At 31.1% G+C, this 10,738-nt stretch carries 14 protein-coding genes and 1 pseudogene; 8 read left to right on the forward strand and 7 right to left on the reverse strand.

The window, feature by feature from the left end; translation table 11 throughout:
* Positions 1 to 65 precede the first annotated feature (65 nt).
* The gene (locus tag RPL90_RS03110) at positions 66 to 788 is read left to right on the forward strand and encodes a peptide ABC transporter permease (RefSeq protein ID WP_313544973.1); all 723 of its coding nucleotides are present in this window, start codon (positions 66 to 68) and stop codon (positions 786 to 788) included.
* A 53-nt stretch (positions 789 to 841) separates the two neighbouring features.
* Here RPL90_RS03110 and RPL90_RS03115 read toward each other — a convergent pair whose 3' ends face one another.
* The 4 genes from RPL90_RS03115 to RPL90_RS03130 all read right to left on the reverse strand — a co-directional run bounded on the left by RPL90_RS03115 (position 842) and on the right by RPL90_RS03130 (position 2,762).
* Positions 842 to 1,063: a VraH family peptide resistance protein gene (locus RPL90_RS03115; protein WP_313544990.1), complete on the reverse strand. Its 222-nt coding sequence runs from the start codon at positions 1,061 to 1,063 to the stop codon at positions 842 to 844.
* A 203-nt stretch (positions 1,064 to 1,266) separates the two neighbouring features.
* On the reverse strand, positions 1,267 to 1,431 hold the full coding sequence (locus RPL90_RS03120; RefSeq protein WP_313545006.1) for a hypothetical protein: 165 nt from the start codon (positions 1,429 to 1,431) through the stop codon (positions 1,267 to 1,269).
* Positions 1,432 to 1,446: 15 nt separating this feature from the next.
* The gene (locus tag RPL90_RS03125; protein WP_313545021.1) at positions 1,447 to 1,674 is read right to left on the reverse strand and encodes a hypothetical protein; all 228 of its coding nucleotides are present in this window, start codon (positions 1,672 to 1,674) and stop codon (positions 1,447 to 1,449) included.
* A gap of 134 nt (positions 1,675 to 1,808) precedes the next feature.
* On the reverse strand, positions 1,809 to 2,762 hold the full coding sequence (locus RPL90_RS03130; RefSeq protein WP_313545036.1) for an alpha/beta hydrolase: 954 nt from the start codon (positions 2,760 to 2,762) through the stop codon (positions 1,809 to 1,811).
* A 212-nt stretch (positions 2,763 to 2,974) separates the two neighbouring features.
* Between RPL90_RS03130 and RPL90_RS03135 the strand changes: the two genes are divergently transcribed.
* Complete coding sequence (locus RPL90_RS03135) at positions 2,975 to 3,277, forward strand: hypothetical protein (protein WP_313545051.1); 303 nt, start codon at positions 2,975 to 2,977, stop codon at positions 3,275 to 3,277.
* A gap of 46 nt (positions 3,278 to 3,323) precedes the next feature.
* On the opposite strand, the gene RPL90_RS03140 is transcribed toward RPL90_RS03135, so the two are convergent.
* Positions 3,324 to 3,530 carry a hypothetical protein gene (locus RPL90_RS03140; RefSeq protein ID WP_313545063.1) on the reverse strand — a complete coding sequence of 69 codons (207 nt, stop codon included), beginning with the start codon at positions 3,528 to 3,530 and terminating at the stop codon, positions 3,324 to 3,326.
* Between the two features lie 266 nt (positions 3,531 to 3,796).
* On the opposite strand from RPL90_RS03140, the gene RPL90_RS03145 reads away from it, so the two are divergent.
* Positions 3,797 to 4,378: a complement inhibitor SCIN family protein gene (locus RPL90_RS03145; protein WP_313545080.1), complete on the forward strand. Its 582-nt coding sequence runs from the start codon at positions 3,797 to 3,799 to the stop codon at positions 4,376 to 4,378.
* A gap of 83 nt (positions 4,379 to 4,461) precedes the next feature.
* Here RPL90_RS03145 and RPL90_RS03150 read toward each other — a convergent pair whose 3' ends face one another.
* Positions 4,462 to 5,034 carry an ATP-dependent Clp protease proteolytic subunit gene (locus RPL90_RS03150; RefSeq protein WP_313545097.1) on the reverse strand — a complete coding sequence of 191 codons (573 nt, stop codon included), beginning with the start codon at positions 5,032 to 5,034 and terminating at the stop codon, positions 4,462 to 4,464.
* A 332-nt stretch (positions 5,035 to 5,366) separates the two neighbouring features.
* Here RPL90_RS03150 and RPL90_RS03155 point away from each other — a divergent pair.
* Both RPL90_RS03155 and RPL90_RS03160 read left to right on the forward strand, forming a co-directional pair.
* A pseudogene (locus RPL90_RS03155) lies at positions 5,367 to 5,722 on the forward strand (MepB family protein).
* Between the two features lie 166 nt (positions 5,723 to 5,888).
* Positions 5,889 to 6,296: a YjdF family protein gene (locus RPL90_RS03160; protein WP_313545113.1), complete on the forward strand. Its 408-nt coding sequence runs from the start codon at positions 5,889 to 5,891 to the stop codon at positions 6,294 to 6,296.
* Positions 6,297 to 6,317: 21 nt separating this feature from the next.
* Here the strand turns inward: RPL90_RS03160 and RPL90_RS03165 are convergent, their stop codons facing one another.
* Positions 6,318 to 6,977, reverse strand: a complete 660-nt coding sequence (locus RPL90_RS03165) for an HAD family hydrolase (RefSeq protein ID WP_313545131.1) — start codon at positions 6,975 to 6,977, stop codon at positions 6,318 to 6,320.
* 556 nt (positions 6,978 to 7,533) lie between these two features.
* Between RPL90_RS03165 and RPL90_RS03170 the strand changes: the two genes are divergently transcribed.
* From RPL90_RS03170 to RPL90_RS03180, 3 genes are all read left to right on the forward strand, one after another.
* Positions 7,534 to 7,872, forward strand: coding sequence for a winged helix-turn-helix transcriptional regulator (locus RPL90_RS03170; protein WP_313545146.1), 339 nt, complete (start codon positions 7,534 to 7,536; stop codon positions 7,870 to 7,872).
* Between the two features lie 106 nt (positions 7,873 to 7,978).
* Positions 7,979 to 8,476: an SRPBCC family protein gene (locus RPL90_RS03175; protein WP_313545162.1), complete on the forward strand. Its 498-nt coding sequence runs from the start codon at positions 7,979 to 7,981 to the stop codon at positions 8,474 to 8,476.
* 503 nt (positions 8,477 to 8,979) lie between these two features.
* Positions 8,980 to 10,335, forward strand: a complete 1,356-nt coding sequence (locus tag RPL90_RS03180) for an amino acid permease (protein ID WP_313545179.1) — start codon at positions 8,980 to 8,982, stop codon at positions 10,333 to 10,335.
* The last annotated feature ends 403 nt before the right edge of the window (positions 10,336 to 10,738 follow it).

Genomic DNA, 10,738 nt, shown 5'->3' on the forward strand with positions numbered 1-10,738 from the left:
ATATTACTCGAAAGATAAAGTTATAGATGACTATATAAATTTATAAATTATTTAAGGAGTATAGTATGAATATTGAATTTAAAAAAACTCTTTCAAACTATATAATTTTGATAGTGGGAATCTTGTTTTCATTCTTGTTTTTATTAGGATACTTTTTACCTGTGGGAATCGATAAGGTTAAACATTTAACATATGAAGAATATTTTTTTAGTGCCTATACAGTTGCCACCGAATTTGGGTTTTTATTGTTTTCTTTTGTTATCGCTTATTTTATTAATAAAGAGTATGCCAACAAAAATATACTTTTTTATAAACTTATAGGAGAAAATATATTTTCTTTCTTCTATAAAAAAATAGCGGTCTTATTTATAGAAAGTCTTTTCTTTATATTTATTGCAATAACGGTGATTTCAATAATATTTTCAAACTTTTCACAGTATCACATATTATTGATATTATTTTCTTTAGTCATTTTGCAATATATATTGATAGTGGGGACAATTAGTGTCGTTTCACCTAATGTTTTGATTAGCATTGGTATTAGTATTGTTTATTGGATAGGTACAATTATTTTAGTAGCAGTGGATAAAAGTAAATTTGGTATATTAGCTCCCTTCGAAGCTAGTAATACTTTATATGGTTCTGTTGAAAAATTATTGAAAGGTGATATTTTATTTTTATCTACTAAAGATATTGTTAGTATATGTATATACTTTTTAATAATTTTTATACTGAACTGTTTAATCTTGATTTTGTGTAGAAAGAGATGGTTGAAGTTAGGTTTATAATAAGAAGAGAGCTTAGCAAATACATGCTAAGCTCTCTTTATAGTTTACAGTAACTACCTTTTGTTTTTGCTCTCGATAATATACATACCAGCTAAGATACCGAGTGGTATGCCTAAAAATGGTGTGGTTATGGCGCTAACAAGGATAACTGAAATTATTAATACCGTAATGTTATAGGTGTTCATTTCTAAATTTAAAAATGCATTGTATTTATGCTTTATGAAAACTTTCACTTTATTATTGTCGTCTCTGCTAAATAGTTCTTTAAATTTCAATGTTGTGCCTCCTTATGAAGTAGGTGTCTATAATTAAACATTTCCATCTAAATGCTATCACTCTTTAGTGAAAGGAAGCGTAACTAAGGAAATTTAGTAAAATAATTACTGTAGAAAGTAAAAGTCACACAATAATAAGCATGAAGAAAGCTTGGCAAATGAATGCCAAGCTTAAGTAATTTATGAGTATAAAATTGTCGTGATTAAATGCGTTTCTTGTCATCATATAATATGCCTACACCGAAACCACTTGTTCCAACCTCATAATCAAATTTAATAATTTCTATATAAGGATTTTCTTCCAAAAACGCATTCACTTTTTTAGTAAGTCCTTTTTCTGTCATAGTGTTAAAACAAACAAATTTCATAGCGCACCTCCTTAATTATTTACGATCTTGCAATTGTTTTGTACCCATTAAGTATGTATAAAGCAATAAAGTGGTCATTGCAGTAAAAATAATTAAGGAAAATATTGATAAACCGATAGCTATTAAATTATCTTTCGTCACAATCGTATGTATAGACAGTATTATTAAAAATATAAATATTGGTAATGATGACACTAAAGTTGCTTTGTTTTTATTATTTCCTCGGAAATTATTATCTTTCAAATATAAGCCTCCTCAGTCATAAAAATTAAGTGTTCCAAAAATTTCATTATAAAAATAATAACATAGTGTACTTTTTAAAGTAATACCGTTTAAATAAAAGCACAAGTGTTTTTTTAATGTGATTTAAAGTATTGTTAATCATAAAATGCACGACGCATCGCTGCTAATTTTATATCCTGCATAGATTTTGAAATGCGTGCCGTTTTAATACTTTTAAAATCATGATAAGCGCCAGGATAAACATGTAATTCTGTTGGTACTCCCGCGTGAATTAAGCGTTGGGAGAAGTCCATGCTTTCATCTACGAAGAGGTCTAAAGCACCTATAATAATTAAAGTCGGTGGAAGTGCCGATAAATCTGCTACACGTGCAGGGACCGCATATGGTGCAACTTCAATCTTTCCGGGTTCGTGGCCAAGCAGTGATGACCAGCCAAAATAGTTGTTGCTATTATCCCAAATATATTCTCCTGTGTATGGACTCACGTCATTAATACAAGTCCGATCATCTAACATCGGCATTTCTAAATATTGGAACATAATGTTAATCTCGCTATTGTCTCGTGTATAAAGTCCAAGTCTAGCAGCATGTCCCGCCCCTGCACTTGAACCACCTATAGCGATTTTATTTTTATTAATGTTTAATGTCTCGTGGTTATTGTATAGCCATTTTAATGTGGCATAAGTATCCTCTAAAGCGCCAGGATGTTTTGTTTCTGGAGCTAATCGATAATCTACGGCAACGACGACGCAGTCTAAATCAACTGCCAATTTAGCATTCTCTGCGTTATCTAAATCAGCTGTACCCATTATGTTTCCACCCCCGTGAATACTCAAATAAACAGGTTTAGGTGAAGTGCGAGTGGTAGGTTTGAAAATGATGATTCTGACATCTGGGGCATCGTTTAGCCCAGGTATCGTACGTTCAGTCATATTTACAGGAAGATGTTCAGGCGTATAAAAAGTTTTATTTTTAGTTTGATTGTCTCTCAAATATTGTAAGGTCTCAGCATTCAATGGCGTCGTTCGAAATTGCTCTAAATATGTTCTAAGCTCAGGGTCGATTAAATGTTCACTGTTCTTGTTCATAATTAAACTCCTTGTCCCATCCTTGTTATAAAAATATACATACAACAGTATAACGCTAAAATTATAATCACGAAGGATAATTAACAATTAAATTGAAAACGCTATTAAAATTTAGTGGAAAAATGATTAATATTGTTATCATAGGTTAAATATTTGATGACTAGTATTATTTTAACGCAATGATGTTGTAAACAAAGATAGGGGGATGAACGGTGTCAAAAGAAGTGTTGTCCATATACGCTGCAATGAAAATATATCCCGCTAACAATGTGCCAGGGGTATTAACTTTATATGGAGACAAAGTGCACTTTGAAGCGAGTGGTTTGCTTAACGGAACAGAAATAAGAAACGATTTTCATTTTAATGAAATACAACATATGAAAATGAGTTTCTCGATGCAACCTTATAAAATTAGTATTAAGAACGCGCAAGATGAACTTTGGGAATTTAACCAAGTAGCCAAAAAAGAAGGACAAAAGTTTATTGAATTATATAACGCTATGAATGAGTTATAGTTTGCTCATATAAAATGGACTTCTATTATTTAGAAGTCCATTTTGATTAAAAGTTATGATGCTTATTTTCAATCGTTACACCTTTCGAGTCGATAAACTTTTTATTAGCTCTAATTAATAAAATAGTATTAATTAAAAAGAGAAGCGCAAGAATAATAGTACTCATGATACCCAACTTAGCAAAATTCAATATCACAAGAATTATTAACAATACTATATTAATTGTATGATGGATCATTAGTGGACGATTCATAAATATAACTCCTTAGTAGTTATGATACTATTATTGTAACAAAAAATGAAAAGTTGTAATGGCATTAAAACGAGTCATTCGATTGGTTACGATGAAATGAAAATGCTTGAACAACTAAAGATTATTCACTTTAAAACTCTGGAAGAAGCATATCTCAGAGTTTTACTTATTTTTGTATGCTTTTTACTAAAGCAAGATTAAATATATTCAATCGTTATATAATAATATATGATTAATTTTGGAATACTAACAATAGGAGGCATTCAATGAACATCAAGAATAAACTAATTATTGGTATTACAGGCGCATTATTATTTACGACAGGCGTTTCAACAGTACAAGAAAGTAAGATAAGTGCAGCGGAAAAATATCAATTTCGTAATGACTCAGTTTCGCCAAAAGAAAATTTACAAAGCTTACTTGAATCACGTCACTACTATGTTAAGTGGGCTAAAGCAACGGGTTCAAGCTATTATCAAAATAAATTAACAAGTGTATTAAGATATGCGGATAAAAAGAAAAACGCTAAAAACGAAGCAGTCGTGTTAACGGCTATCAATAAAATATCGTCAATATATAACGAAATATTTGAAGTTCATTTACAATCTGAAGCTGGTCAGGCAGAGTTAAGTAAGAAAAAACATCAATTGAATCGACTTATAACGCAAGCACAAAGTTATTTAACTGAGAGTCATTTGTCAGTCAACCAAGACGAGGCTCAATTAAAAACTTCTGTAGCACGTGCACAAAATTTACTAGCTGGTAGCTACGCAACATATGAACTTGATAATGCTATTACAGAGCTAAAACAACGCATCCAAAGCGTTGAAGATTATAAAAATTTATAAGTAAGCTAACTAATATTTTCAATGCATTTTTAGCAATATCAAAAAGGGTAACTTTATACAAAGTTACCTTTTTATTATTCAGCTTATTTAATTTCGTCTCTAGTGTTAATAATTTTATTTACAATACCGTATTGTTGCGCTTCTTCAGCTGTTAACCAGTAGTCTCTGTTTGTGTCTTCTTCTACTTTTTCTACAGATTGGCCAGTTTCTTGTGCGATGATTTCATTGATTTTACGTCTTGTTCTAACGATTTCTTTCGCAGTAATTTCGAGTTCAGTAGATTGTCCTTGGGCACCGCCACTTGGTTGGTGCATCATAAATCTCGTATTAGGGAGACTGTATCTTCTATCTTTTTCTCCTGATAAATAGATGAAAATACCGGCACTTACGACCCAACCTGAACCTATAATATTAACTTTTGGCTTAATGAAATTGATCATATCACGTATATAAAAACCAGAATCTACGTGGCCGCCTTGTGTTGAAATGAATAAATTAATAGGGTCATCACTCATAGACTCTAATAATAATAATTTGTTGCAGACGTCCCTGGCAACTTCATCGTTTATTTCCCCGGAAATTACTACTGTTCTAGTTTCTAATAGTTTTTCTGTAAGCACATCTGATTGGTTATTATTTTGAGTATCTTTAGACATATATATAATCCCCCTTAATATTTAATACAGCATTAGGGTACATTAAATGGTAAAGAAAGGTCAAAGATTTCGTTTTTCTAAAATTATTTACAATCAAGTATGACTAAATTTTCCACTGTTTATACGTGTGTAAACTGCTTATGATAGACTATAAATGAGAGTGAGATATTTTTAATTATCATGTAATTTAAACGATGACTATAAAAGGAGAAAGATAGATGTCGAATTGCGATGTAACGCATTATAATTCTATAGCATTACTAAAAACGAAGTTCTCTCATATACCAAATAAAGCAATTGAAATAGAAACGTGGAATAGTGAATATGAAGCTATGAATCTATATATAAAGGGTAAATGTTATAAAAGTAGGTTGGCTAAAAAAACACCGAAGAAAGCAGGCTATTTTGTAGCGATATGGCATAAAAACCAAGAAAATAAAAATACTCCATTTAAATATGAAGATTTTCCCGATACATTGGTCATTAATGTTATTGATAATAATCATAAAGGACAATTTATTTCCCTAAGGACATATTATTAAAAAAGGGGATAGTACAGTCAGAATCATATAAAGGGAAGATGGCTTTGCGTGTTTATCCAAATTGGGAACAACAATTAAACAAAACTGCCTTAACAACACAGCAATGGCAAAGCGAGTATTTTGTGGATTTATCTCATAATTATTAATCTTCATACTACAGTAACTTTAATTATGGTGCATAATTCGTTAAGATAAACATAGAAATGTAGAAACACAATTGGGTTGGTAGTCCCAATGCAAAGTATACTTTGTCAGTAACCTTCCTCCTCAGGTCGTCCATCATTTCTGAAAAATTTTTGAGGAGGCGACATCATGGACTTATCATTATTCCATAATGGCCAATTTTTCGTTGCACTTGTTGAATATAAGACAGAAGGGAAGTCTAAATTTGTTAAATATACTTTCGGTACAGAACCAAATGATGAACAAATATTAAATTTTATTTATCACAAGTTGTTACCTTTGTTAAATACAACACAAACGACGGTAGATACCAAAGTGAAAAGCAATAAAGTTAATCCTAAACGTTTACAAAGACAAGTGGCTAAAGCACAACAAGCACCTAAAGTTATAACTAAAGCACAGTTGGCGATTAAGGAAGAACATCAATTGCATAAGAAACAGCGTAAAAAATTAAGTAAGGCTAAAAAAGATGCCTTTAAAGCACGTAAGCGCAAGATTAAGCGTGAAAAAGCGAAAGCCAAACATAAAGGTAAATAACAAAAACGTCTAGCGTCTTTGCTAGACGTTTTTTAATAATTGTACTAGTTCCTCCAAATCATCGATGAAAGGTATATTGCTATCTGGTATAGCTTGATGATTTGCTTTAAATATAGCATGCATGCCGGCATTTATAGCGGCTTGGTAATCATTTACGAAGTTATCGCCGACAAATAAACACGCGCGTATTGGTAGACCAAGGTAGTTAGCAGCTTGTTCAAAAATTAGAGGATTTGGTTTTTTTATATTTTCTTGCTCAGATATTAAAATAGTATCCATATACTTATCTAATTTTAGGGCATTTATATTATGAAGTTGAAAGGGATACTGGCCATTTGTAATAATTCCTAATTTATAATTATGCGCTTTTAAATCATTTAATATTTTGAATAAATGTGGAAAAGGGACACAGTAATCACAAAAAGTAGTTATATAGTCCTTTAAAAGTTCATCTTTAGTTAACGCTTGAATATTAAAATATTCGAGTAGCTGTTCATAGACTTTGTCCTTCCATACGTAACCATTATTATCAAAATCAATAAACTTACTTTTAAACATAGCTTTTGAGATAGAACTTAAATAATCGATATATCGTTCATATTGTGCGTCAATAAAAGCGTCTAGGGATACTTCCCTATTCAGTAGCGTTTGATCCAAATCGAAAAGGATTGCTTTAATCATATGCTCTTCCTAATTTTTTATTGATTTTATTATGTACGAGTTAAGTCTAAAAATTAAGCTCAAAAACAATATAATTTTAAATAATAAAAATTTATTGATTTTTAAAGTTTTATATAAAGTGTGTAGTACATTGCTATAAATATTTAGCTTTTAAAACGCGTGATTAGCTTGAATCAAAACTTATAGTAGAATTAAAGCATCATGAGTTACAACATTAATACAATAAGATCACTTTCTTACTATTCAGCTAACTATGATTTCTTATTGATTGTATGTACAAAAGGTAATCCCTTTTAAAATTCAAGGTAATGTGACTCCAAAGTTAATCAAAACATTTAATAAGAACAAATTAATTGATACATTTATTGTTATAAGAGTGACAGATGGTCAAAAGATTAAACAAAGGTAACATGTTAGCAAATTATAATATTTATCATAGTAAACACCAATAGCTCGTAAAAAGTGTATAAAGCGCGGTTAAATATGAATGATGAGTATAAAATATAGCATCTATTTTATTTTTAAACTAATGAAATATACAATAGGAGGATTAATTATGAAAGATAGATTGTTTAATTGTCCCGTCGAAGCAATTATAAGTTTAATTGGAGGCAAGTATAAGCCTATTATATTGTGGTATTTACTAGACGATACGTTGAGATTTAATGAATTACAAAAACGATTACCGCAAGCGACACCTAAAATGCTTAGCCAACAGTTGAAAGAACTACAACAAGATGGCTTTATTGAAAAGGTGATCTATCCAGAAGTACCTCCGAAAACAGAATATTACATTACAGATTATGGCAAAACGCTAGAAACAATTTTAAATGAAATGTGTAATTGGGGCGAAACATATATGAGCGATTACATTGTTGAAAAGGGTACACAATAATACAGTATAGTTACTTTTTTGATAGTAACTTACAAAAAAGTGCAATCTTCTCAAGCGAATAAGACGGTGGTATGCTTACTTCGACTTTAATAAGAGGAGAGATAATATGTTAAATGAGATTAATTGGCCACAAAAATGGCTGCCTGGCATGACTGATAATTTTGCTTCAAATGAAATAATAGTAAAAGATTTAGCGTTTGAAAATGTTATAGAAAATCTGATTGATACTTCAAAATGGGAACAATATTATGCAAACAGCAGTGATATAAATATGTATAATCAGACATCAGCTAAGTTACAACAAGATACACGATTCAAATTTAAAACTTTTGGTTTTGCTATAGAAGCGGAAATGGAAGAACTTGTGATTGAAGCAAATATAGCTCGCATTGCTTGGCATGGTTGGAACAATGCGATAGGAGATGAGTTTTTAGACGTCTATCACGCTTGGCTTATCGAAAAACTACCACAAAACAGACTAAGAATTTTAACGCAAGAATCTCAAATTGGCACACCTGCGAAAGCAATGGCACAAGACGAAAGCCATCCAATGATTAATGGTCATCAAGATTGGTTAGACTGCCTAGCAAAATTCTCAAAATAACCAATAAAGCCCCCTCCAATTCATTTATTGAAGGGGCTTTTAAATTTTTTGTGTTACTTGAAGTGCTATGTTACTAATGCGTTTAGTGATTTTATATTATCTACGTATTTAAGGAAAATTCAGAATATTATTGTTGAGAATAAATTGAAATAGTAATATGATATACATATTGTTTTTGAGGATGTTTTATAAGTATTTCTATTAAATATCATAGCTACGCTACAATGCATTGAATCTAACATTAGATTAGCGATTGATTACATTAATGGCATGGGTATATCTATAATTCTAACTATTTCCATACGAATAGTTTTCTTTAAAGTTTGATAATGTGTTCAACATTAACTTCTCTAATTTATGGCGAAGTTTTTTTATTGCAAAAATCATCAATTAGCAATAGCAAAATAAAAGAATTGAAGCCATTTTGTAGGTTGAAAATAAGCGTATGCACTAAAGACAATACATAATTACTACAGTTTTTATTTAGGAGAGAGTGAATAGCAATGAAAGATCATGAATTGCAACGTAAAATGACCAATCGACATATTCAGTTGATTGCCATTGGGGGAGCGATTGGCACAGGATTATTTTTGGGTGCAGGTAAAAGTATTTCTTTAGCCGGTCCATCCATTTTATTAGTATATATCATTATTGGATTTTTCTTATTTATCATGATGAGAGCGTTGGGAGAATTACTATTATCGAATAGTGAGTATAATTCGTTTACTGATATTGCAGAACATTATTTAGGTCATCTATTTGGGTTTTTGACAGGTTGGACCTATTGGTTCTGTTGGGTTGCAACAGGCATAGCCGATATAACGGCGGCAGCTAAATATATTCAATATTGGTTCCCAGATATACCTTCATATGTATCAGCGATTGGTACGGTACTGATTTTATTAATTTTAAATTTAATGACAGTAAGACTTTTTGGAGAAGTTGAGTTTTGGTTTGCCTTAATTAAAATTATTGCCATTGGCTTATTGATAGTAATTGGTTTATGGTTAATCTTTACTGGCTTTAAATCCAGCACAGGCATCCAATCAGGTTTTCATAATTTATATACTCATGGTGGACCTTTCCCAAATGGGGCAATGGGCTTCTTATTGGCGTTCCAAATGGCGGTCTTTAGTTTCGTAGGTATTGAACTCGTCGGTGTGACATCACGTGAGACGAAAGATCCTGAAAAGAACTTACCTAAAGCAGTAAATTCATTAGGGTATCGTATTTTAATATTTTACGTGCTTAGTTTATTAATCATTATGAGCATTACACCATGGAACAAAGTTTCGGCAACAGAAAGTCCATTCGTGAATTTATTTGTCTTAGCAGGGATACCTGCAGCGGCAGGCATTGTAAATTTTGTAGTGTTAACATCAGCTGCAAGTGCTGCGAATAGTGGTTTGTTTAGTAATAGTAGAATGGTCTATGGTTTGGGTAATACGGGTCATGCACCTAAAATACTTGGAAGAATAAATAAACGTGGCGTACCGTATCCTGCGTTAATATTTTCAGGCGTCGTGCTCTTCTTCTCAGCAATACTAAATTACTTTATTCCAGATGAAGTATTTACATTAGTGACAACGTTAGCCACGATATTCTTTATTTTTATTTGGTCTATTATATTAATTTGTTACATCAAATATAGGAAAGAAAATGCTGAATTGCATAAAAAATCTATATTCAAAAATCCATTCGGCATTATTGGCTCATATGCTGCATTGGCATTTTTCGTGTTCGTTTTAATTATGTTGCTATTTGCCGATGACACACGTATCGCATTATTTTACTCGCCGTTATGGATTATTTTATTATTAGTCGGTTATTATTTTAGTCAGAAGAAAAATAAAAATTAATAATAGTAGTTAAAAGCTGCTAAATCCATATTTAATTGGATTTAGCAGCTTTTTATGAATATGCTCTATTATAGCTAGAAAAAGTTTTTGTAGAATTTGAAATTATAGAAGTTCTCAATGTTTTCATCAAGTGATTGATTAGTTATGAACCGACCTAAGTTTCCTGTTGCGCCAGTTAGTAAAATGTTCTTTTTTATCATTCCCTATCTTATAGAGGTTACTAAAATTATAAATTTTGTCTTAGCATGTGCGCAGATTACGAGAATATTACAGTCGATAGTTAACTATTCAATGCTCAAAACGTCTGTGCCAAAATTTTGAATATTACATGACATAAAAAAAGGACGCTAATTGTAAAATAATGAAATACCTTTTTCACTTCACTGTAACTCACGCAGTGATT

Source organism: Staphylococcus kloosii (genome assembly GCF_032139365.1).
Taxonomy (GTDB): domain Bacteria; phylum Bacillota; class Bacilli; order Staphylococcales; family Staphylococcaceae; genus Staphylococcus; species Staphylococcus kloosii_A.